The organism is Thermomonospora umbrina, from assembly GCF_003386555.1.
Taxonomy (GTDB): Bacteria; Actinomycetota; Actinomycetes; order Streptosporangiales; family Streptosporangiaceae; genus Thermomonospora; species Thermomonospora umbrina.
The window spans coordinates 6,269,643-6,291,041 of sequence record NZ_QTTT01000001.1; the positions used below are offsets into that span (position 1 = coordinate 6,269,643).

Genomic DNA, 21,399 nt, shown 5'->3' on the forward strand with positions numbered 1-21,399 from the left:
CCCGTGCCCCCCGCCGGAGAGCACGGGGACGGCGTCAACGCCGGGTCAGCTCGTCGATCAGCGCCTCCCAGCGGGCGCCGATCTCGGGCAGCGCGTAGGCCGTGGCGGAGCGGAGGGCGCGCTCCCCGAGCCGCCGCCGCAGCTCGTCGTCCTCGATGACCTTGCGGAGCGCCGCGGCCAGCCCGGGCACGTCCTTGGGGGGCACGAGCAGCCCGTTCTCGCCGTGGTCGATCAGCTCGGCCGGCCCGGTCGGGCAGTCGAACGCCACCACCGGCAGCCCCTTGCTCATCGCCTCGAGGACCACCATCGGCATGCCCTCGTAGCGGGACGACAGCACGCACACCGACGCCTGGGCCAGCTCCGAGCCCAGGTCGTCGCTGGGGCCGCGCAGCTCCACCGTCCCCTCCAGCCCCCGGTCGGCGATCATCTTGGCCAGCTTGGCGCGCTCGCGACCCGAGCCGAAGATCCGCAGCGACCAGTCGGGATGGGCCGACGCGACGTCCGCGTACGCGCGGATCAGCATGTCGTAGCCCTTCTGCCGGGTCAGCCGGCCCGCGGTGATGATCACCTTCCGGTCGGTGTCGGCCCGGCCCCCGTTCAGCAGCGGGATCGCGTTCGGCACCTGCTCGATCCGCGGTCCCCCGCCGTCCAGCAGCGCCCCGAAGTCGTCGACCGAGGCTTCGGTGAGCACGGTCAACAGGGACAGGCGCGGATAGGACCGGATGATGCCCGCGCGCAGCCAGGGCTTGTAGGCGGTCAGGTTCATGTGGTCCTGTCCGATGGTGACCACCGAGCGCGGCGCCACCTCGGCGATCAGCATGTTGTGCACCGGCTTGGTGCCGATCAGCACGTCGGGCCGCCCGGACAGCAGCATCCGGGCCGTCTTGAGGTCCGTCCACAGGTTCACGCCGGGGGCCGTCACGTCCCGCCTCGGGGTCAGCACGCTCGGGATCCGGGACACCAGCCGTTCCAGCCGGCCCGCCTCGGCGGTCTGGTCGTGCACGTCGATGATCTTCACCCCGGGCGGGAACTCGAAGAACGGCCGCTCCCGCGTCCGCACCACGCCGACGACCTCGACGTCGTAGCGCTGGGCGAGATGGCCCGCCAGGTTCAGCGCCGTGCGGATGGTGCCCCCCATCCCGTACGCGTACTGCAGCAGGATGCGGACGCGCAGCCGCTCCTCGCGGCGGCCCCCGCCGCGCAGCGCGTAGGCCAGCCGCAGAAGCAGCAGCGCGGAGCGGCGCAAGAGCCGCTGTGTCCGTCCCGCCGCCCTGCGAGCGATCCCCCGAGCCTTCTTGCGCACGTCGATCGACCCCGTCAAGCGCACTCCCCATGCCGGAGGTGGTGATGTCCGACTTACCCGGAATCCACCTCGTGTTCTCTCTCAAGACGCTTTGCCCTCCCGCTCTGTTGCCTTCGCGGGCGAGAAAGATCACGCGGGGCGTGTCCGGAGCCGGCCGGGGTCGTGCGCGGGCCGAACACGGGCCGAAGGTGACCGCAACGCCAGGTGTCGGGTTGATAGCGGACCGATTTCCCGGATAGGGATGACGTGAAGCACGGCGCGGGGGATGCTCTCGACAGGGGCGCGGTGAGAGGCCGCGGTCCCGACCGGATCGCTCACCGGCCGATTCGACCTCGTCGCGACGGGTGAGCGGGGTGAAGGCTTCGGGTAGGGAGGCCCGGGAATGACGGAGACGGCCGAGATACTCCGTGTGAACGTGCACACGGTCGGCCTCTGGTCGGTGCTGGGACTGTCGGGCGAGCTCGACGTCGCCGGCATCGCGACCCTGAACCGACGGGTGGACGAGGCGTGCGGCGCGCGCACACCGCCCCGGCTGGTGATCGACATGACGTCGGTCACGTTCATGGACTCGTGCGGGCTCGGCGGCCTGGTGCGCTCATGGAAGCGGGTCGGCGGGCTCCAGGGGCGCTTCGTGCTGGTGGGGCTGCAGCCGCGGGTGGCCCGCGTGCTGGACATCACCGGGATGCGGCGGGCCTTCGAGATCTACGACAGCCTGGACGACTTCACCGGCTCCTGACAGTCTCTTCGTCGGGCCGTCGCTGGACGGCGCCCTCAGGCGGTCGTCAGGGACGAGGCGTCCACCGGCGTGCCGTCGGTCGTGTCGGAGGGCTCGCAGGGGGCCGGGTCGGCGTCGGAGTCGAAGCGCTCGGCCAGCACGGCGCGCTGGGTGACGCGGGCCCGGGCGTGCAGGGCCCGGCCCGCCTCGGTGAGCGAGACGAAGACGGCGCGGCGGTCCTCCGGGCACGAGCCGCGCTCCAGCAGGCCGGCGCGCTCGAGACGGGCCACGGTGCGGGACAGGGCGCTCTGGCTCAGGTACATGTCCGCGCCCAACTGGTGCATCTTGACCTTGGGGTGCGGGGACTCGGCCATCCGGTCGAGGGCCTCGAACTCGCTCATGCCGATCCCGTGGGCTTCCTGGAGTTCCCGGTCCAGCGCGCACGACACCCTGCTGTAGCAGGCGAGCACCTCGCGCCAGCGCTCGGCCAACCCGCCTCCGGACGCTTCCGTCATGACCGGACCATAGCATGTCCGTGCATTAGATGCAAACGCATTTAATGCGTGGACATTTGATGCGCGTGCATGTAACTTCCTCTTCCGTGACTACGACCAAGGCCCGGACCTCCCGGGAGACCCCCTACCCGTCCTCGTCCGATGGACCCCAGGAGCGGCAGCGCTGGCCCGCGCGGCTCTGGGGAATCCTCATCGTCCTGTCCCTGGTGCTGTTCCTGGACGGACTCGACGTCTCGATGGTCGGCGTCGCGCTCCCGTCCATCGGCGCCGAACTCGGCCTGGGCACCTCCAGCCTCCAGTGGATCGTCAGCGGCTACGTGCTCGGCTACGGCGGCCTGCTGTTGCTCGGCGGACGCACCGCCGACCTGCTCGGCCGTCGCCGCGTGTTCCTCATCGCGTTGGCGGTGTTCGCGGTGGCCTCGCTGGTGGGCGGGCTGGTGGACTCCGGCCCGCTGCTGATCGCCACCCGCTTCATCAAGGGTGTCAGCGCCGCCTTCACCGCCCCCACCGGTTTGTCGATCATCACCACCACGTTCGCCGAGGGCAAGGCCCGCAACAAGGCGCTGTCCATCTACACCGTCTTCGGCGCCAGCGGCTACTCGTCCGGCCTGATCTTCGGCGGTCTGATGACCGGCATCGGCTGGCGCTGGACGTTCCTGATGCCGGTGCCCATCGCGGTCGCCGCGCTGGTCGCCGCCTACCTGCTGATCCCGCGGGACAAGCCGGCCGCGTCCGGCGGCTACGACATCCTCGGCGCCGTCACCTCCACCGGCGCGATGCTGCTGCTGGTCTACAACCTGGTGTCCGCGCCGGAACGGGGCTGGCTCGACCCGGTCACGATCGGACTGTTCGTCGTGGCCGCCGCGCTGCTCGCCGCCTTCGTCCTCGTGGAGCAGCGGATCGCGCACCCGCTGGTCCGGCTCGGCATTCTGCGCAAGACCTCGCTGGTGCGGGCCAACGTGGCGATCATCGCGTTGTTCGGCTCGTACCTGTCCTTCCAGTTCATCGTGACCCTCTACCTGCAGGACGTGCTGGGCTGGGAGCCGCTGAAGATGGCGATGGCGCTGCTGCCGCTCGGCCTGCTGGTCGTGGTGAGCGCCCCGTTCGCCGGAACCGTGATGGACCGGTTCGGGACCGCCCGGTTCATCATCGCCGGCATGGCGGCGCTGGTCGTCGGGTACGTGCTGTTCCTGCCCATCGACACCTCGCCGGTGTATCTCACCGCGATCCTGCCGAGCGTGCTGCTGCTGGGCGTCGGGTTCGCGCTGGGCTTCCCGTCCATCAACGTTCAGGCCACCGCGGGCATCGACGACCACGAGCAGGGGCTGGCCGCCGGTCTGGTGCAGACCTCCGGCCAGGTCGGCGCCGCGCTGGTGCTCGCCGTCACCACCGCGTTGATCGCCACCGAGGCGCCCGCCGAGGGCGGGGCTCCGGTGCCGGAGGCCATGCTCGACGCCTTCCGTCCGGGCCTGGTCTTCATCACCTTCGTGGCGCTGGCCGGGCTCACCATCACCCTCGTCCCGCTGCTGCGCCGCCGGAGCGCGGGGGCGCACCGGGCGGAGGCCGTGCCGGTCGCCGCCGCGGCCGACGAGGTCTGACGACGGGGGACCACGGGGAACGGAGGGGCGCGGCGATCGCCGCGCCCCTCCGTCGTGCGGTGAACGTTCGGCGAACGGGACGCGTCCGCCTCCGTACCGGTGGAACCTCGCGCCCGCATGGATCATCGTGGAGACCGGAACGGTGCCGGGCGGACGGGAACGGGGGCGGACGTGGCCAAGAGGTCGGCCGGCAGGGACGATCGGCGCCGCGGCCCGCGGGCCGCACGGCTGGCCGCCCCCACCGCGGTGGGCGGCCTCACCGCCGTGGTCACCGCCCTGACGATGTCGCTGGACCTGGTGGAGCTGACCGCCCCCGGCCAACTCGCCGTCATGGGGGGCGTCACCGTCCTGGCCGGGCTGGTCGCCTGGGGCTCGCAGCGCGGGACCGACGCGGACGACACCGGCCACCCGCCCCCGGCCCTGACCGGGAACGGGACGCCCGCCCAGCTCCCCCCGGTGATCGCGCACTTCACGGGACGGTCGTCGACGCTGGGCGAACTGCACGACCTGTTCGCCGACACCGCCCCGCGAGGACGCCGCCGCGGGCCCGACCGCACCGCTCCGCACGTGGTGTCGATCCACGGCCCGGCGGGGGTGGGCAAGTCGGCGTTGGCGACCCGGTTCGCGCACGAGATCGCCGCGCGCTACCCCGACGGCCAGCTCTACTTCGACCTGCGCGGCGGACGCGACGCCCGGGTCCGGCCAGAGGAGGTCCTCATCGGCTTCCTGCTCGCCCTGGGCGTACGGCTCACCACCGACCCCGGCGGGCTCCAGGAGCTGCAGAAGCTGTGGTGGAGCTGGGCGCGGGGCCGGCGCATCCTCGTCTTCCTCGACAACGCGCAGGACGCCGAGCAGGTCCATGCGCTGATCCCGCCCGAGCCCGGCTGCGCCGTCCTGGTCACCTCCCGCCAGCCGCTGTACCTGCGCAACACCCACGACCGGCGGCTGCGCGAGTTCACCGAGTCGCAGGGCATCGAGCTGCTGGCCCGGCTGGCCGGCGACGACCGGGTGGCGGGCGACCTGTCGTCGGCGGTCCGCGTGGTCGAGCTGTGCGGCCGGCTGCCGCTGGCGATCGGCATCTGCGGCGGACGGCTGGCCGCCCGGGAGGGCTGGACGCTGCGCGAGATGGCCGATCGGCTGGCCGACCGGCGGCGCCGCAGGCTCGACGAGCTGCAGGTGTCCCGACAGATCGACCAGAGCGTGCGGGACTCGCTGCAGCTCTCCTATGACGACTGCACCCCCACCCAGCGGCGACTGCTGCGGTCGTTCGGGCTGCTGGCCTCGCCGGACGTGCAGGGCTGGGCGGCCGGGGAACTGCTCGGCGTGTCCACGCTCGAGGGCGACGACCAGCTCGAGGCGCTCGTCGACGCCCAGCTCGTCGAGTACTCGGGCCGCGACGCCACCGGGGAGACCCGCTACCGGCTGCACGACCTGGTCCGCCTGTACGCCCGGGAGCAGGCCGAGAAGGAGGACTCCGTCGAGCACCGACGGCAGGCCGTGGAGCGCGTCGTCGGCGGCTACCGGGAGCGCGCCGAGCAGATGGCCGCCGCCCGTTGGCCGCAGGACTGGCAGCGGCAGAGCGGCGCCCGTCCGCCGGACGCGGGCGGCGCCCCCGCCGTGGACTGGCTCAGCAGCGAACGCCCCGCGCTGCTGGCGCTCATCGACCAGGCCGCCGGGCTGGAGCTGTGGGGGCTGGTGTGGCGGTTGGGCCGGGCCTCCTGCTCCCTGTTCCACTCCCTGCGGCTGTTCTGGCAGGAGTGGCGGGCCGTCGCCGACATCACCTGTCGCGCCGCACGGCACCTGGACGATCCGCGCAGCGTCGGCATCGCCCTGCTGGAGAGGTCCGCCGTGCTCGGCGGCCAGGGCCAGAACCAGGACGCCAAAGCGGACGCACTCGAGGCGCTGGAGCTGTTCGAAGGGCTCCGCGAGGGCTGGTGGGCGGCCCGTGCACAGCGCGCCGTCGGCATGACCCTGCGGACGGCCGGCAACCTCGACGCGGCCCAGGAGCACCTGCAGCGCGCGGTCGAGGCGTTCCGCGAGGAGGGCGACCAGTGGTGGCACGCGCGCACCCAGCGCAACCTCGGTGAGCTGCGGCTGGCGCAGCGCCGCCATGCCGAGGCGCGGGAGCTGCTCGAAGAGGCGCTGGAGGTCTTCCGGCGCAACGGCAACAACTACAGCCACGCCCAGACGCTGCGGGCGCTGGGAGAGGTCCTCGCCGCCGAGGCCCGCGACCTGGGCTCCCGCGGTCGGGCGGAGGAGGCGGAGCGCCGGTTCACCCAGGCCGCCGCCGTCCTCGAACGGGCGGCCGAGGCGTTCCGGCTCCGCCACGAGCAGTGGGAGGAGGCCCGCTGCCTGCGCGCGGCCGGCGACGTCGGCGATCCCCGCAACGGGCTGCGGGAGCTGACGTTCGTCGTCCGGGCCGAGGAGATGCTGTCGGGTCTGGGCGACACGTGGGGCATGGCCCGCACCCGCCTGTCGGTGGGCCGGGCCCTGGACCGCCTGGGCCGCCTGGAGGAGGCCGTCCACGCCATCGAACTGGCGATCGACGCGTTCCGCGGGCTCGAGGACCGCTGGTGGGAGGCTCGCAGCCTACGGACGCTGGCCGAGGTGCTGGTCGCGGCGGGCCGCCTCGGCGACGCCCGCGGGCCGGCCGACCGGGCGCTGGAGATCTACCGAAGCCTCGGCAACGCGTCCGGCGTCGCGCGCGCCCGCGCCGTTCTGGACCGGGCGCTCGGCGACCGGGACGCGGCCCGGTGACATAGTGAGGGGAGTCTCACAGAGCCGGGAGGACGCATGCCACACGAAGTCCGAGGCGTCGTCGCGCGCGCCAAGGGCGCGCCCGTGACGATCGAGACGGTGCTCGTTCCCGACCCCGGCCCCGGCGAGGCGCTGGTGAAGGTCGCGACGTGCGGGGTGTGCCACACCGACCTGCACTACCGCGAGGGCGGCATCAACGACGAGTACCCCTTCCTGCTCGGGCACGAGGCGGCCGGAGTGGTCGAGGCCGTCGGCGAGGGGGTCACCGACGTCGCCCCCGGCGACTTCGTGGTCCTCAACTGGCGGGCCGTGTGCGGGCGGTGCCGGGCGTGCCTGCGGGGCCGTCCCTGGTACTGCTTCAACACCCACAACGCCCGGCAGAAGATGACGTTGGCGGACGGCACCGAACTGTCCCCGGCGCTGGGCATCGGCGCGTTCGCCGACAAGACGCTCGTGGCCGCCGGACAGTGCACCAAGGTCGACCCGGCCGCCCGGCCCGCCGCCGTCGGGCTGCTGGGCTGCGGGGTGATGGCCGGGATCGGCGCCGCCGTCAACACCGGGGGAGTGACCCGCGGCGACAGCGTCGCGGTGATCGGCTGCGGAGGCGTGGGCGACGCGGCCATCGCCGGGGCCCGCCTCGCGGGCGCGGCGCGGATCATCGCCGTCGACGTCGACGACCGCAAGCTGGAGTGGGCGCGGGGCTTCGGCGCCACCCACACCGTCAACTCCCGCGAGACCGACCCGGTGGCCGCCATCAGGGAGTTGACCGGCGGCTTCGGCGCCGACGTGGTGATCGAGGCGGTCGGCCGGCCGGAGACCTACGAGCAGGCGTTCTACGCCCGCGACCTGGCGGGCACCGTGGTGCTGGTCGGGGTGCCGACCCCGGAGATGCGACTGGACCTGCCGCTGCTGGAGGTGTTCGGCCGGGGCGGCGCGCTCAAGTCCTCCTGGTACGGCGACTGCCTGCCCTCGCGAGATTTCCCGATGCTCGTCGACCTCCATCTGCAGGGCCGACTCGACCTGGACGCCTTCGTCTCCGAGACCATCGCCCTGGACGGGGTGGAGGCCGCCTTCGCCAGGATGCACGAGGGCGACGTGCTCCGATCGGTGGTGATCCTGTGAACGTCGAACGCGTCGTCACCTCGGGACGGTTCACCCTCGACGGCGGCACTTGGGACGTCGACAACAACGTCTGGCTCGTCGGCGACGACCGCGAGGTCGTCGTCATCGACGCCGCCCACGACGCCGAGGCGATCCTGGCCGCCGTGGGCGACCGCGAGCTGAGGGCCATCGTGTGCACCCACGCCCACAACGATCACGTCAACGCCGCCCCGACGCTGGCCGACCGGACCGGCGCGCCGATCTGGCTCCACCCGGCCGACTCCGAGCTGTGGCGGATGGTGCATCCGGACCGCGAGCCCGATCACGACACGGCCGACGGCGACGAGGTGACGGTCGCCGGGACGACGCTGAGGATCCTGCACACCCCGGGGCACGCCCCCGGCGCCGTCTGCCTGTACGCGCCCGAGCTGGGCACCGTCTTCACCGGCGACACCCTCTTCCAGGGCGGGCCCGGCGCGACCGGACGCTCGTTCTCGGACTTCGACACCATCATCGCGTCGATCCGCGACCGGCTCCTGCCCCTTCCCGACTCCACCGTCGTACGGACGGGGCACGGCGACGACACCGCCATCGGGGCCGAGTCCCCGCAACTGGAGGACTGGATCGCCCGAGGTCACTGACCTCTCAGGGACGCGCGCCGATCCGCCGCGGGTCGGCGCGCCACCCTGGCGGTGTCGCCCACGCGCCGGCGACCGGATCTGTCGTGGTGGGCGCCTATCCTCACGGTCATGACGATCGGTGAGGTGCTCGACCGGCGTGCGGTCAACCGGGCCACCCTGGCCCGCCAGATGCTGCTGGGACGGGTCGCGTCGCCGGTCACGGACGTGCTCGAACGGCTCGTCGGGCTTCAGGCGCAGACCCCGCACTCCTGGTACGTCGGACTGTGGAACCGGGTGGCCGGCTTCACGCCCGGGCAGGCGGCCGACCTGCTCACCGGGCGCGAGGCGGTCCGGATGGCGCTGATGCGCTCGACCATCCACCTGGTCACCGCCCGCGACGCGCTCTGGCTGCGGCCCCTGGTGCAGCCCGTCATCGAACGCAGCACCAAGGGGGCCTTCGGCGGGCACTGGGTCGGTCTCGACAGGGACGAGGTCACCGCCGTCGGACGTTCCCTGGTCGAGGAGCGGCCGTTGACCCCGTCCCGACTCGGCGCGCTGTTGGCCGAGCACGGGCTCGGGGCGGGATGGGGCGAGCGCGACCCGGCGGCGCTGGCGCAGGCCGTCCGGGCGTGGGTGCCGCTGGTGCAGGTCCCGCCGCGCGGCGTGTGGGGGACGAGCGGGCCCATCGCCCATACGAGCGCCGAGGCGTGGCTCGGTCGGCCGCCCGCCGACGATCCGCCCCTGGAGGATCTCGTGCTGCGCTACCTCGCCGCGTTCGGGCCGGCCACGGTGAAGGACGTCCAGACCTGGTCGGGCCTGACCCGGCTGCGCGAGGTGACCGACCGGCTCGGGTCGCGGCTCGTGACCTTCCGCGACGAGGAGGGGCGCGAGCTGCTCGACCTGCCGGACGCCCCCCGGCCCGGGCCCGACGTCCCGGCGACGGCGCGGTTCATGTACGACTTCGACAACCTGTTCCTGTCGCACGCCGACCGCGGCCGGGTCGTCACGGACGTCTGCCGGGCGCAGGACTTCGGCCGCAACATCCAGCCGTCCCTGCTGCTGGTCGACGGTTTCACCGAGGGCGCCTGGAAGATCGTCCGCTCCGGTGACACGGCCGCGCTGGTGGTCAAGCCGTTCCGGCGGCTGACCGGGGCCGAGCACGACGACGTGGCGGACGAGGGGGCCCGGCTGCTGGAGTTCGCCGAGGCGGACGCCGCCGTCAAGGAGGTCCGCTTCATGCGTCACGATGTGGCGGAGATGCCCTGGACGACCACGGGCAACGGTTAGACCGGACATCGCCGGAGTTTGTCCCGACCGTCCTGCGGTAATTGGGGAAGGTGCTGATACTGAGGCCGCCGGGGGTCTATCTCCCGCAAGGTGACACCGCTCTGCTGACCGAGGCGTTGCGTGATGCCGCCGTTCCTCCGGACGCCCGTGTGCTCGACGTCTGCACCGGGACGGGCGCCGTGGCGTTGGCCGCCGCGCTCGGCGGGACCCGGCGGGTGACCGCCGTCGACGTCTCGACCCGGGCGGTGCTCGCCGCCAAGGTCAACGCCCGCCTGCGGGGCCTGCCGATCCGGGTGCTGCGGGGCGACCTGGTCGAACCGGTGGCGGGGGAGGAGTTCGACGTCATCACCGCCAACCCGCCCTACGTCCCGAGCGTGAACGGCGCGCCTCCTCGGCACGGCCGGGCCCGCGCATGGGACGCCGGACCGGGCGGACGCGCCGGGCTCGATCGGCTCTGCGCGGCCGCGCCGCCGCTCCTCGCCGAGGGCGGCATGCTGCTGATGGTGCAGTCGGCGATGTGCGGGGTGCGGGCCACGTTGGACTCTCTGCGCGCCAACGGTCTGAAGGCCGCCGTGATCGCCCGCCGCCGCGAGCCCTTCGGGCCCGTCCTGCGCGGGCGGGCGGCCGTTCTGGAGGCCCGCGGGCTGATCCGCCCCGGGCAGCGCCACGACGAACTGGTGGTGATCCGTGCCGACCGGACCGAACACGGCGCCGGAGCCTGAGGGGCCCGAGCAGCCCGAGCAGCCCGAGCGGTCGAGGGGGCCCGAACGGCGCCGTGTGATCATGGAGCCGGGCGGGCCGGTGCTCGTGGAGGGGCCCGTGGAGATCGACCTGCCGGACGGCGGGACGCTCGAGTGCGACCGTTTCATGGTGGCGCTGTGCACCTGCCGCCGCAGTCGCCGGTTCCCCCTGTGCGACACCAGTCACCGCCGTCGCCGCTAGCGCTCCGGGGCTTCAGAGAGGTCGACGCAGAGAACTCTTCCCCTCCGCCCAGCGGCCCAGCAGGTGGTCGCCGAGCCGGCCCTCCAGGAAGTCGGTGGCCTGGACGCCCAGCACCACGTCGGCGGCGAGCTCGGGCTCCCGGCGAAGCAGGTCGCCGACGACCTCGTGGCGCAGCACCTGTTCGTGCACGGCGTCCGCCTCGATGTGCTCGGTGAAGAACTCCGTGGCGCGCGGCCCCGCGCCCAGCCGTTCCAGCGCGTTCGCCATCCGTCGCGCGCTGGGGGCGGTGGTGATCTCCGCCGCCGCGAAGTGCCCGACCATCGCGCCGCGCAGCCCCCGGTGCAGCCCGAACAGCGACATCATGGTCACGGTGGCGAGCATCTCGGCCGGGACGGCGTCCAGGTACGCCAGGTAGCGCGTGTCGAGGCCCACGTCGTCCAACAGGTCCGCGTACAGCCGGGAGTGCATCCGCTCGGCGCGTCCGCCGCCGTACTCGTCGAACTCCACCGCCACCAGCGACGCCTTGGCCCGCCCCTGCAGACGGGGGATCAGCCAGGCGTGCGGATCGGCCTCCTTGAGGTGGTACACCGAACGGTGGGCGAGGTACTCCCGCATCTGCCACCACTCGCCCTCGTCCCGCAGGAAGTGCGAGACGCCTCGGGCGTCGGGCCGTTCGACGAGCAGGCCGTCCAGAACGTCCTCGACGTCCTCGCCGCCGGGCACGGCGTCGCGCAACACCGCCAGGAACGAGCGCTCCATCGCGGCGCGCAGACCCAGCAGGCCCGGCTCCCACTCCCAGTCCGCGTCGACACCCTCGAAGCCCTGGTAATGCAGCTCGTAGCAGGTGTGGAGGGCGAGCTGCACGTCCTCGCCCAGCGGGTCGGCGGAGGCGACCTCGCCCGTCGGCCACCGTCCGGGCGGGGCCGAGCGCAGCGACTCGACGACCGCCTCCGACACGGGGCCACGAGGCATCGGCAGGGTGTGCCGCGACGCCAAGGGGACGGGCAGGGTCGAGGTCATCATGTCTCCGTTCGGGCGGAATCAGGGGAGGGCGCCTCTCGTACCCGTTCCTCCGGGAGCCATTCCTCGGCGACGGTCTCGCGGATCAGCATGGCGACGACCTCGGCGCCGCCGCTCCCGCCGGCCCTCCGCTGCCGGTCGGCCCCCGTCCCCCCGCGGCGCAGCCTCGCCAGCAGCGCGGTCACCCGGGACAGGTCCCCGGACTCCTCCAGGGCGGTCCGCACCCGATCGAGCAGCTCGTCCACCAGCCGCCACGCGGGCACCTGGACCTCCTCCAGCGGATGGACGCCCGGCCCGCCCAGGCCGTGCCTGGCCGCCGCCCACAGCGCCGCCGCGCACACCTGGTCGTCGGGACGCGGCGCCTCGCGGCCGGTCTCCAGGTCGGCCACGGCGCGGCGGACCAGCGCGCGGGTGAGGGCCGCCTGCAGCACCGCCTCGTCCACCGTCGCCGCCGCGTCGGCCACGCGCACCTCCACCGTCGGAAGGTGCGACGAGGGCCGGGCCAGCCAGAACGTCATCGCGCGATCCACCAGCACGCCGCAGTCCACCAGCCGGTCCAACCCCCGCTCGTACGCCTGCGCCGAGGGGAACCACGGCGTCACCCCCGAACCCGGGAACCTCGCCTGTCCCACCATCCGCCAGCTCGCGTAGCCGCTGTCGCGGCCCCGGTCGAACGGGGAGTTGGCCGACAGCGCCAGCAGGGTCGGCAGCCAGGGCCGCAGATGGTTGACCACGGCCACCGCCGTCTCCCGCTCCGGGACGCCGACGTGCACATGACAGCCGCACGACTCGTACCCGACGACCATTCCGGCGTAGCGCTCCGCGATCAGGGAGAAGCGATCGCCGTCCGCGAACGGGGGATCGAGGGTCGCCGGCACCGGCGTGCCCGACGAGACCAGCGCCAGGCCCTCCCCGGCCGCCGCCCGCGCGAGCACGCGCCTGCCCTCCCGCAGTTGACGCGCCAGGCTCGGCAGGTCGCGGCACACCCCGGTGACCGCCTCGACCTGCGTGGTGACCAACTCGGCGTGGTACTCGGCCCCCGGCGCGCGCGGCGGGGCCTCCGCCGCCCGGGCCAGCACCCGCGAGGCCCGCGGGACCGTCCCGCCCGTCGCCGGGTCGACCAGGAGGAACTCCTCCTCGACCCCCATCGTCACTCCGGACACCGCGTCGCGGCCTCGCACGGACCCTCCGCCTCGTCGGACGCTCGTCGTCGGCCTGTCCGTCCTACCCGACGCTCGGCCCGCCAACCGATGTCCGGCTTTGGCGTTCCCTGCCTTTAGTGTGCGCCTCGTCCGGGTACGGGGAGCTACCGGCGCGGGCATCGCGCCGCAGTCGCACCTCCACGGAAGGGATCGTTCCCATGACGGACGTTTCGGGCCAGGGTTCGCGGCCCGGTGACGAGCGCCCCATCCTGACCAACCGGCAGGGCCACCCGGTCTACGACAACCAGAACCAGCGGACCGTCGGCGCCCGAGGCCCCGCGACCCTGGAGAACTACCAGTTCCTCGAGAAGATCAGCCACTTCGACCGGGAGCGCATCCCCGAACGGGTGGTGCACGCCCGGGGCGCCACCGCGTTCGGGTTCTTCGAGGCGTACGGGAAATGGGGGGACGAGCCCATCGACCGGTACACCCGCGCGCGACTGTTCCAGGAGGCCGGCAGGCGCACCGACGTCGCCGTGCGGTTCTCCACCGTCATCGGGGGCCGCGACTCCGCGGAGACGGCCCGGGACCCGCGCGGGTTCGCGATCAAGTTCTACACCGAGGACGGCAACTGGGACCTGGTGGGCAACAACCTGGCGGTCTTCTTCATCCGGGACGCCATCAAGTTCCCCGACGTCATCCACGCCCTCAAGCCCGACCCGGTGACCTTCCGGCAGGAGCCCAACCGGATCTTCGACTTCATGTCGCAGACACCCGAGGCCATGCACATGCTGGTCAACCTGTTCAGTCCGCGCGGCATCCCCGCCGACTACCGGCACATGCAGGGCTTCGGGGTCAACACCTACAAGTGGGTCGACCGGCACGGCACGACCCATCTCGTCAAATACCACTGGATGCCCAAGCAGGGCGTCCGCAGCATGACCGAGGCCGACGCCGCCGCCGTCCAGGCCCACGACCTCGGCCACGCCACCCGCGACCTGCACGAGGCCATCGACCGCGGCGACCACCCCGAATGGGAGCTGCTCGTCCAGATCATGACCGACGAGGAGCACCCCGAACTCGGGTTCGACCCGCTGGACGACACCAAGGTCTGGCCGGAGAACGAGTTCCCCGCCAAGCCCGTCGGGCGGATGGTGCTCGACCGCAACGTGTCCAACAACTTCGCCGAGAACGAGCAGATCGCGTTCGGCACCGGCGTGCTGGTCGACGGGCTCGACTTCTCCGACGACAAGATGCTCGTCGGACGGACGTTCTCCTACAGCGACACCCAGCGCTACCGGGTGGGGCCGAACTACCTGCAGCTCCCGGTCAACAACGCCAAGAACGCCGAGGTGCGCACCAACCAGCGCGACGGTCAGATGACCTACTTCGTCGACACCGGCGGCGAAAGCCCGCACATCAACTACGAGCCCTCGCTCCTCGGCGGCCTCCGTGAGGCCGAGTATCCGACGCACGACGACCAGGGCCCGGACATCAGCGGCAGGCTGACCCGCAAGCGCATCCCGCTGACCAACGACTACGAGCAGGCGGGCCAGCGCTATCTGCTCATGGAGCAGTGGGAGCGCGACGACCTCGTGGGCAACTTCGTGACCCTGCTGAAGCAGTGCGACCGGCGGATCCAGGAGCGGATGGTCTGGCACTTCCTGATGGCCGAGGACGAGTTGGGCCTCCGCGTCGGCGAGGGGCTCGGCATCTCACCGGACGATGTCGCGCACCTCGAACCGCTCGCGAGCCAGACCCTCACCGACGCCGAACGGGAACGGCTCGCCCACCTCGGCAAGAACGGCCCCCGCGACGTCGCGGGTCTGAAGATGACCCACTGCGTGCCCGACGAACGGGCCGAGCACGCTCCGGCCCCCTGACGGCGGTGCGGACCCGCCGCGCCGTCAGCCCCGCTGCGACGGCGCGGCGAGCACGCCCTCCAGCTTGGCGAGCTGCTCGTCGTAGATCTTCTTGAGGCCGCCCGGCGCGAACGTGCGCTCGAAGAACCCGCCGATGCCGCCCGCGCCCGTCCAGGTGGTCTCGACCCTCACCCGGGAGCCGCCTCCGGCGGAGGCGACCGTCCAGGTGGTGACCATGCTGGAGTTGGCGTCGCTCTCCACGAGGGCGCCCTCGCGGGGAGCGGTCACCGACAGGAGGCAGTCGCGGACCCGCTTGCTGGTCGCGGCGAGCCGCCAGTGCACCACCGTGCCCGCCCCCTGCCCGCCCTCGCGCACCTCGTACTCCCCGTAGTGCTCGGTGAGCATCCGGGGGCGGGTGCCCTCGTAGTCGGCGAGGGCCTTCATGACCTGTTCGGGGGTGGCGCTCATCGTCTTCTGCGCGACCGCGGTGACCTGTCCCATGCGCCCATCCTCTCGCACTCCCGCCGGGTCCCGTGGGCGGCCCCGCGTCGACCGATGAGTCGGATGACTGTCAAGGGCTTGAAGTGTCAATCGACGTTTCCCACCCTCGGCGGGGTCGCACCACCATTCACCCGGCGTTCACTCTGGCCCCCGCGCCGGCCCTCGAGGAGGATGAGGTCGGAGGTCGACGGTTTCCTGGAGTTGTGCGATGACACGGCAGACCGAAGGACCGGGGGCGATTCTCGACGAAGTCCTGCGCACGGGCCCTTTCGACCGTGCGCTCCACATGGCGATCCGGGCCCGGGGGCTGAGCCTGGAGCGCATCCACGCCCGTCTGCGCCATCGAGGGGTGAACGTCAGCGTGGCGAGCCTGAGCCATTGGCAGCGTGGACGCTGTCGTCCCGAGCGCACCCAGTCGCTGCGCGCGGTCGAGGTGATGGAGGAGATCCTCGGTCTGGAACCCAACGCGCTCATCGCGCTGCTGGGGCCGCGCCGTCCCCGGGGCCGCTGGGTGGGCCACGTGCCGGGCGCCTTGGGCTACGGCGACATCCTTCCGGCCTATCCCGGTCTGCGGGACCTGCTCGGGGAGTTCCACGATCCGGTCGACGGACGGCTGGAGACGCTCGTCCACCACGAGGTCTTCACCGTGGGCCGCGACCGCCGGGAGCGCTCGGCGTGGTCGCGGATCGTGTTCCGGGCCCGGCGCGACGGCGTGGACCGGCACGTCGCCATCCACCACTGCGAGGGCGGCCCGCCGCCGGAGGGGTTCACCGCCGGGTCGTGCCGGGTGGGGCGGGTGCGGGTCGGCGCGGCGGACGGGCTGACCGCCGTGGAGCTGCTGTTCGACGGTCCGCTGAAGGCGGGGCAGACCCACGTGGTCGAGTACGAGTTCGCGTGCGGCCCCGGGCAGCCCGAGGCCCGGCGGTACGTGCGGGGCTTCCGGTTCCCGACCCGCGAGTACCTCCTCCAGGTCCGGTTCGCGCCCGAGGCGACGCCCAGGCGCAGCCTCCAGATCTGGCAGCCCAACGCGGGCGCCGTCACCACCGACCGGCGCGAGCTGAGGCCGGCCTCCGACGGCTCCGTGCACCTGCTCGAACGCGACCTGGAACCGGGTGTCCACGGCGTCCGCTGGGAATGGGCCTAGCGGACCGGCCCGTCAGCGCAGCGGGGCGACCGGGCCGTCGGGCCGCTCGCGGCGGGCGGCGACCACCGACTCGGTGAGCGCGGCGACGTCGGACTCCGGCAGCCGACGGTAGCCGTCCTCGGTGACGACCGAGATGATCGGGAAGATCCGGCGGGTCAGGTCGGGACCGGCGGTGGCCGAGTCGTCCTCGGCGGCGTCGTAGAGCGCCTGCACGGAGACGGCGGCGGCCTCCTCCTCGGTCAGGTCCGGCCGGTACAGCTTCTTGAGCGAGCCCCGCGCGAACGGCGACCCCGACCCCTCGGCGTAGAAGTCGGTGGACTCCTGCGGCGACCCGGTGATGTCGTAGTTGTAGATCCGGCCCCTGCCGGCGTCCAGGTCGTAGCCCGCCAGCAGCGGCACCACGGCCAGGCCCTGCATCGCCTGCGCCAGGTTGGCCTGGATGATGGCGCCCAGCCGGCGCGCCTTGGCCGGCAGCGACAGCCGCGCCGCCTGGAGCTTCTCGTAGTGCTCCAGCTCCACCTGGAACAGCCGGATCATCTCCAGCCCGATCCCCACGGTGCCCGCCATCGCCACCGCCGCGTGCTCGTCGGCGGCGTACACCTTCTCCAGATCCCGCTGGGCGATCACGTTGCCCGACGTCGCCCGGCGATCGCCGGCCACCAGCACGCCGCCGGGGAACAGCAGCGCCATGATCGTGGTGCCGTGCGGCACGTCCGGGACGCCCGGGCCCACGGAGGCCGCCCGGTTGACCGGCAGCAGCTCGGGCGCCGAGCGGGTGAGCAGCTCGGCGAAGGACGTCGAACCCACCGAGAAGAACTCTGCGGGCAGTCCCTGCCCCTCGGCCGAACCGGTCATCGCCGCCCTCTCCTCGTGCCCGTCCGTCGTCCCGATCTTCGCACGGCGGTCGCCGTCGGCGCACGGCTATCGGCGGAGGGCGAACGCGACCGCCGGGTACGGCGGCGCCGCCGGACTGAAGATCGCCCATGGTCGGCCCACGAGGACATCGGCGCGTACCAGGTTCCGGGCGGTCCGTCGGGATGACCGCTTGATAAGGCGGTTCGGTCGCTCCGGTTACGGTAGGTCATGGGGTGTGGGCAATACGTTGAATTACTGATGCTTGATCTGGATGGGGGTGATTCAGCAGATTTGACATGGGTCAAGGGGCGTGTCATCCGGACCCGCCTCTACCCCCCGCAGGAGGCACAGTGAGGATGAGATCCGTCCACCCCGTCGCGTACCTCGGCGCCGCCGGCGCCCTCGCGGCGACCACTCTGCTGGCCGTGCCGGCGGCGAACGCCGCCCCCGCCCGGCCCGATCCCGCCCGGCTGGCCACCACCCTGGCCGAACGACTGGGATCCCGGACCGCCGGTTCGTACCTGGACTCCGCCACCGGCAGGCTCGTGGTGACCGTCGCCGACGACGGCGCGGCGGCCATCGCCACCCGCGCCGGCGCGGTGCCGCGCAAGGTCGCCCGCAGCGGCGGCGACCTGTCCAGGGTCACCGCCGGGCTCGACCGTTCGCTGGACGTCGCGGGCACCGCCTGGGCCGTCCAACCGGCGGCCAACCAGGTGCTCCTGTCCGTCGACGAGACCGTCAAGGGCGTCCGCCTGGCCAAGGTGCGCTCCGTGGCCGCCCGGTACGGCGGCGCCGTCCGCGTGGAGCGCGTGGCCGGTGCGTTCCGCACGACCATCGCCGGCGGCGAGGCGATCTACGGCGGCGGCTACCGCTGCTCGCTCGGCTTCAACGTCCGCAGCGGCACCACCTACTACTTCCTGACCGCCGGTCACTGCACCAACCTGGCCTCGACCTGGTACGCCGACTCCGGTCTGAGCGTGGTGCTCGGCACCCGGACCGGGAGCAGCTTCCCCGGCGACGACTACGGCATCGTGCGCTACACCAACGCCTCGATCGCCAAGCCCGGCACGGTGCACCTGTACGGCGCCGGATCGCAGGACATCACGTCGGCCGGCAACGCCTACGTGGGCCAGGCGGTGCGGCGCAGCGGCAGCACCACCGGCGTCCGCGGCGGCAGCGTCACCGCCCTCGACCAGACCGTCCGCTACCAGGAGGGCACCGTCTACGGCCTGATCAGAACGACCGTGTGCGCGCAGGGCGGGGACAGCGGCGGCTCCCTGTTCGCCGGGACCACCGCCCTCGGGCTGACCTCCGGCGGCAGCGGCAACTGCACCACCGGCGGAACGACCTTCTTCCAGCCGGTCACCGAGCCGCTCGGCGTCTACGGCGTCAGCGTCTACTGACCGACGACCGGTCTCCGGACCCCGACCCGGCCGGCCGCGGGCGACCGTCCCGCGGCCGGCCGGCCGAAAAACTCGCGGCGGCCCGGCATGGCCCGCCGCTCTCCGGTGAGAACGTCACCGGAGAGCCGTGAGAGGAGGCCGACGTGGCGGATCGTATCCCCGCCGAGGTGGAGACCGTGTGGGACGAGTTCCACCAGGCGGTCAACATGACCTCGCAGGAACTGCGCACCTGGCTGCTGACCGAGGCCAGCGGAGAGGTGGCCTTCCCCGCGGATCCCGACATGGCGCTGCCCGACGTGGGCCGGCGCGTGGTGCGGATCCTCGGCAAGCGCAAGGTCGACCTGACCGGCGACGACACCGAGATCATGCGCGAAGTGGCGGACTTCGTCTCCGGCAGGCTGGCCGATCCGCCGCCGGGCGGCGGATCCGACGAGCACTGGCGGCACGAACTGATGACCGTGGGCCACGACCCCCTCAAGCCGACCTGACGGGGCCCGTTCCCTGGTGTGGGCCGCGATTCACCCCGTTCTGGTGGGACACTGGACACTGCGCACCATCCGTAACGAGTCACCGTCGGAGGGGCTGAGTGACCAGCGCGCCGCAGCCGAACGCGGAGCCGTCACCGGGCGGCCGCGTGCACGAGCTCGCCCAGAGCGGGCCGACCGTCCTGAGGATCCTGCTGGGCGCCCAACTGCGGCGGCTCCGGGAGGCGAACGGCATCAGCCGTGAGGACGCCGGGGAGGCGATCCGGGCCTCCGGCTCCAAGATCAGCCGGCTGGAGCTGGGCCGGGTCGGCTTCAAGGAGCGCGACGTCGCCGACCTGCTCACCCTGTACGGGGTGAACGACCCCGGCGAGCGCGAGACGCTCCTGGCCCTGGGCCGCCAGGCCAACGCGCCGGGCTGGTGGCACCACTACAACGACATCCTGCCGCCCTGGTTCGAGGTCTATATCGGGCTGGAGGAGGCCGCCGCCAAGCTGCGCATCCACGAGACCCGCTTCGTCCCCGAGCTGCTGCAGACCGAGGACTACGCCCGCGCCGCCCTGGCGCTGAGCCATCCCGAGGCCCCCGCCGAGGAGATCGAGCGCCTGGTCAGCGTGCGGATGCACCGCCGGCGCATCCTGCGGCGGCCGGACGCGCCCCAGTTGTGGACGGTGGTCGACGAGGCCGCGCTGCGACGCCGGCCGGGCGGCGCCGGCGTGCTGCGGGCCCAGCTCGAGGCGCTGCTCGACGCGGTCCACGAACGGCACGTCACCGTGCAGGTCATGCCGGTGGCCCGCGGGGCGCTGGCCGCCGTGACGGGGCCGTTCTCCCTGCTGCGGTTCGCCGAGCCGAGCCTGCCCGACGTGGTGTACGTCGAGCAGCTCACCAGCGCCCTCTACCTGGACAAGCCGGCCGACCTGGTCCACTACAAGAAGAGATTGGACCGTTTGAGCGTGCAGGCGCTGCCGCCGACGGCCACGCCGGGGGTGCTCATGGAGATCCTGGGCGAGTTGGCCTGACGGCCGGGCGGGCCCCGGCCGAGCGCTCCGACGCCGACGCCGCCGACCGGCCCGTCACGAGCCTCGCGGCGGGCCGGTCGCGGAAGGACGTACGCCGGCGGCGTCCCACCGGCACCCCGCCGCGCGATCCGCCGGCGGGGAGGGCCCTGGATGGTCTCCGGCCCGGGCCGGAACAGCGTGTACATCTGACACCCGAGGGCCGCGCCCCTCGCTGACCCGCAACCTGGTCGCCTGGGGCGTGTGCGTCGACCGGGACGCCCGTCGGTGTGAGATCGCGCGTTCCGGAGGTGTGTCCCGCCGTCCCTGGGAACATGACACATCCCAGGGAACGGAGCGCATCATGCCGAAGGTGACATCGCGGGACGGCACGCCGATCGCCTACGAGCGATGGGGCGAGGGGCCGCCGCTGATCTACGTGGGGGGCGCCTTCAACGACCGGTCCGCCGCGACGCCGCTGGCCGAACGGCTCTCGTCCCGCTTCGCCGTGTACTCCTACGACCGTCGGGGCCGCGGCGACAGCGGCGACACCCAGCCGTACGCCGTCGACCGGGAGATCGAGGACCTGCGCGCGGTGATCGACGAGGCGGGCGGCTCGGCGTACGCCTACGGCATGTCCTCCGGGGCCGCGCTGGTCCTGGAGGCGGCCGCGCGGGGCGTGCCCATCACCCGGCTCGCCCTGTACGAGCCGCCCTACAACCCCGCCGGGGACGGCGAACGGATGCGGCTCACCAAGGAGTACGCCACCCGCCTCACCACCATTCTGGCGGACCGCCGCGACGCCGACGCGGCCGAGCTGTTCCTGCGCGTCGTGGAGATCCCCGAGGAGGTCCTCGCCGAGATCCAGGGCTCCCCGGCATGGGCGGGGCTGGTGGCGCTGGCCCCGACCCTGGCCTACGACTCGGCCGTCATGCGCGACGCCGAGGGCGGCTGCCTGCCCACCGAGGAGGTCGCCGCCGTCGAGGCCCCCACGCTGGTGCTGTCGGGCGGGGCCGGGCCCGCCTGGTTCGCGCAGGTCGCCGACCAGGTGGCCGGTGCCGTCCGGAACGGACGGCACCGGGTCCTGGAGGGCCAGACGCACGACGTCGACCCGGCGGTGCTGGCCCCGGCCCTCGAGGAGTTCCTGACCGGTTGAG

At 72.9% G+C, this 21,399-nt stretch carries 20 protein-coding genes; 14 read left to right on the forward strand and 6 right to left on the reverse strand.

Translation table 11 applies throughout. The annotated features are described in order from the left end of the window. Positions 1–34: 34 nt before the first annotated feature. The gene (locus tag DFJ69_RS28080) at positions 35–1,321 is read right to left on the reverse strand and encodes a glycosyltransferase family 4 protein (RefSeq protein ID WP_147312431.1); all 1,287 of its coding nucleotides are present in this window, start codon (positions 1,319–1,321) and stop codon (positions 35–37) included. A 364-nt stretch (positions 1,322–1,685) separates the two neighbouring features. On the opposite strand from DFJ69_RS28080, the gene DFJ69_RS28085 reads away from it, so the two are divergent. Then, a complete protein-coding gene (locus DFJ69_RS28085; protein WP_116025358.1) occupies positions 1,686–2,039 on the forward strand; it encodes an STAS domain-containing protein in 354 nt (117 codons plus the stop codon). 35 nt (positions 2,040–2,074) lie between these two features. Here the strand turns inward: DFJ69_RS28085 and DFJ69_RS28090 are convergent, their stop codons facing one another. Then, the gene (locus DFJ69_RS28090; RefSeq protein ID WP_116025359.1) at positions 2,075–2,533 is read right to left on the reverse strand and encodes a MarR family winged helix-turn-helix transcriptional regulator; all 459 of its coding nucleotides are present in this window, start codon (positions 2,531–2,533) and stop codon (positions 2,075–2,077) included. A gap of 86 nt (positions 2,534–2,619) precedes the next feature. On the opposite strand from DFJ69_RS28090, the gene DFJ69_RS28095 reads away from it, so the two are divergent. The 7 genes from DFJ69_RS28095 to DFJ69_RS36520 all read left to right on the forward strand — a co-directional run bounded on the left by DFJ69_RS28095 (position 2,620) and on the right by DFJ69_RS36520 (position 10,838). Next, positions 2,620–4,131 carry an MFS transporter gene (locus DFJ69_RS28095; RefSeq protein WP_245974613.1) on the forward strand — a complete coding sequence of 504 codons (1,512 nt, stop codon included), beginning with the start codon at positions 2,620–2,622 and terminating at the stop codon, positions 4,129–4,131. A 171-nt stretch (positions 4,132–4,302) separates the two neighbouring features. Then, on the forward strand, positions 4,303–6,888 hold the full coding sequence (locus DFJ69_RS28100; RefSeq protein WP_170177800.1) for an ATP-binding protein: 2,586 nt from the start codon (positions 4,303–4,305) through the stop codon (positions 6,886–6,888). Positions 6,889–6,924: 36 nt separating this feature from the next. Next, on the forward strand, positions 6,925–8,010 hold the full coding sequence (locus DFJ69_RS28105; RefSeq protein WP_116025362.1) for an S-(hydroxymethyl)mycothiol dehydrogenase: 1,086 nt from the start codon (positions 6,925–6,927) through the stop codon (positions 8,008–8,010). After that, positions 8,007–8,630, forward strand: coding sequence for an MBL fold metallo-hydrolase (locus DFJ69_RS28110; RefSeq protein ID WP_116025363.1), 624 nt, complete (start codon positions 8,007–8,009; stop codon positions 8,628–8,630). The genes DFJ69_RS28105 and DFJ69_RS28110 overlap by 4 nt, the downstream gene beginning before the upstream one ends. Positions 8,631–8,738: 108 nt before the next feature. Next, complete coding sequence (locus tag DFJ69_RS28115; RefSeq protein WP_116025364.1) at positions 8,739–9,896, forward strand: winged helix DNA-binding domain-containing protein; 1,158 nt, start codon at positions 8,739–8,741, stop codon at positions 9,894–9,896. Positions 9,897–9,946: 50 nt separating this feature from the next. Then, positions 9,947–10,618, forward strand: a complete 672-nt coding sequence (locus tag DFJ69_RS28120; RefSeq protein ID WP_116026982.1) for a HemK2/MTQ2 family protein methyltransferase — start codon at positions 9,947–9,949, stop codon at positions 10,616–10,618. Further along, entirely contained in the window at positions 10,584–10,838 is a 255-nt protein-coding gene (locus DFJ69_RS36520) for a CDGSH iron-sulfur domain-containing protein (RefSeq protein WP_425453387.1), read from the forward strand. Before DFJ69_RS28120 ends, DFJ69_RS36520 begins: the two co-directional genes overlap by 35 nt. Before the next feature lie 12 nt (positions 10,839–10,850). Here the strand turns inward: DFJ69_RS36520 and DFJ69_RS28130 are convergent, their stop codons facing one another. Continuing rightward, positions 10,851–11,858 (reverse strand): iron-containing redox enzyme family protein, encoded by a 1,008-nt coding sequence (locus tag DFJ69_RS28130; RefSeq protein WP_116025365.1) that lies wholly within the window; start codon positions 11,856–11,858, stop codon positions 10,851–10,853. Next, complete coding sequence (locus tag DFJ69_RS28135) at positions 11,858–13,039, reverse strand: carboxylate-amine ligase (RefSeq protein WP_245974614.1); 1,182 nt, start codon at positions 13,037–13,039, stop codon at positions 11,858–11,860. Before DFJ69_RS28135 ends, DFJ69_RS28130 begins: the two co-directional genes overlap by 1 nt. Positions 13,040–13,218: 179 nt before the next feature. Here DFJ69_RS28135 and DFJ69_RS28140 point away from each other — a divergent pair, with 179 nt between their 5' ends. Next, a complete protein-coding gene (locus DFJ69_RS28140; protein ID WP_116025366.1) occupies positions 13,219–14,883 on the forward strand; it encodes a catalase in 1,665 nt (554 codons plus the stop codon). Positions 14,884–14,907: 24 nt separating this feature from the next. Here the strand turns inward: DFJ69_RS28140 and DFJ69_RS28145 are convergent, their stop codons facing one another. Next, complete coding sequence (locus DFJ69_RS28145) at positions 14,908–15,363, reverse strand: SRPBCC family protein (RefSeq protein WP_116025367.1); 456 nt, start codon at positions 15,361–15,363, stop codon at positions 14,908–14,910. 208 nt (positions 15,364–15,571) lie between these two features. Here DFJ69_RS28145 and DFJ69_RS28150 point away from each other — a divergent pair, with 208 nt between their 5' ends. Beyond that, positions 15,572–16,507, forward strand: a complete 936-nt coding sequence (locus DFJ69_RS28150) for a hypothetical protein (RefSeq protein WP_116025368.1) — start codon at positions 15,572–15,574, stop codon at positions 16,505–16,507. A gap of 12 nt (positions 16,508–16,519) precedes the next feature. Here the strand turns inward: DFJ69_RS28150 and prcB are convergent, their stop codons facing one another. Further along, complete coding sequence (gene prcB, locus DFJ69_RS28155) at positions 16,520–17,362, reverse strand: proteasome subunit beta (RefSeq protein ID WP_116025369.1); 843 nt, start codon at positions 17,360–17,362, stop codon at positions 16,520–16,522. Between the two features lie 356 nt (positions 17,363–17,718). Between prcB and DFJ69_RS28160 the strand changes: the two genes are divergently transcribed. From DFJ69_RS28160 to DFJ69_RS28175, 4 genes are all read left to right on the forward strand, one after another. Further along, on the forward strand, positions 17,719–18,765 hold the full coding sequence (locus tag DFJ69_RS28160; protein ID WP_116025370.1) for a S1 family peptidase: 1,047 nt from the start codon (positions 17,719–17,721) through the stop codon (positions 18,763–18,765). 143 nt (positions 18,766–18,908) lie between these two features. After that, positions 18,909–19,253: a DUF3140 domain-containing protein gene (locus DFJ69_RS28165; RefSeq protein ID WP_116025371.1), complete on the forward strand. Its 345-nt coding sequence runs from the start codon at positions 18,909–18,911 to the stop codon at positions 19,251–19,253. A gap of 98 nt (positions 19,254–19,351) precedes the next feature. After that, positions 19,352–20,266, forward strand: a complete 915-nt coding sequence (locus DFJ69_RS28170) for a helix-turn-helix domain-containing protein (RefSeq protein WP_116025372.1) — start codon at positions 19,352–19,354, stop codon at positions 20,264–20,266. Between the two features lie 340 nt (positions 20,267–20,606). Beyond that, on the forward strand, positions 20,607–21,398 hold the full coding sequence (locus DFJ69_RS28175; protein WP_116025373.1) for an alpha/beta fold hydrolase: 792 nt from the start codon (positions 20,607–20,609) through the stop codon (positions 21,396–21,398). Position 21,399 lies beyond the last annotated feature (1 nt).

Bases quoted from the DNA above. Each gene is read 5' to 3' on its own strand.
- DFJ69_RS28145 (WP_116025367.1), bottom strand. From the start codon at position 15,363: ATGGGACAGGTCACCGCGGTCGCGCAGAAGACGATGAGCGCCACCCCC.
- prcB (WP_116025369.1), bottom strand. From the start codon at position 17,362: ATGACCGGTTCGGCCGAGGGGCAGGGACTGCCCGCAGAGTTCTTCTCG.
- DFJ69_RS28105 (WP_116025362.1), top strand. From the start codon at position 6,925: ATGCCACACGAAGTCCGAGGCGTCGTCGCGCGCGCCAAGGGCGCGCCC.
- DFJ69_RS28150 (WP_116025368.1), top strand. From the start codon at position 15,572: ATGACACGGCAGACCGAAGGACCGGGGGCGATTCTCGACGAAGTCCTG.
- DFJ69_RS28085 (WP_116025358.1), top strand. From the start codon at position 1,686: ATGACGGAGACGGCCGAGATACTCCGTGTGAACGTGCACACGGTCGGC.
- DFJ69_RS28115 (WP_116025364.1), top strand. From the start codon at position 8,739: ATGACGATCGGTGAGGTGCTCGACCGGCGTGCGGTCAACCGGGCCACC.
- DFJ69_RS28140 (WP_116025366.1), top strand. From the start codon at position 13,219: ATGACGGACGTTTCGGGCCAGGGTTCGCGGCCCGGTGACGAGCGCCCC.
- DFJ69_RS28175 (WP_116025373.1), top strand. From the start codon at position 20,607: ATGCCGAAGGTGACATCGCGGGACGGCACGCCGATCGCCTACGAGCGA.
- DFJ69_RS28090 (WP_116025359.1), bottom strand. From the start codon at position 2,533: ATGACGGAAGCGTCCGGAGGCGGGTTGGCCGAGCGCTGGCGCGAGGTG.
- DFJ69_RS28160 (WP_116025370.1), top strand. From the start codon at position 17,719: ATGAGATCCGTCCACCCCGTCGCGTACCTCGGCGCCGCCGGCGCCCTC.
- DFJ69_RS28130 (WP_116025365.1), bottom strand. From the start codon at position 11,858: ATGACCTCGACCCTGCCCGTCCCCTTGGCGTCGCGGCACACCCTGCCG.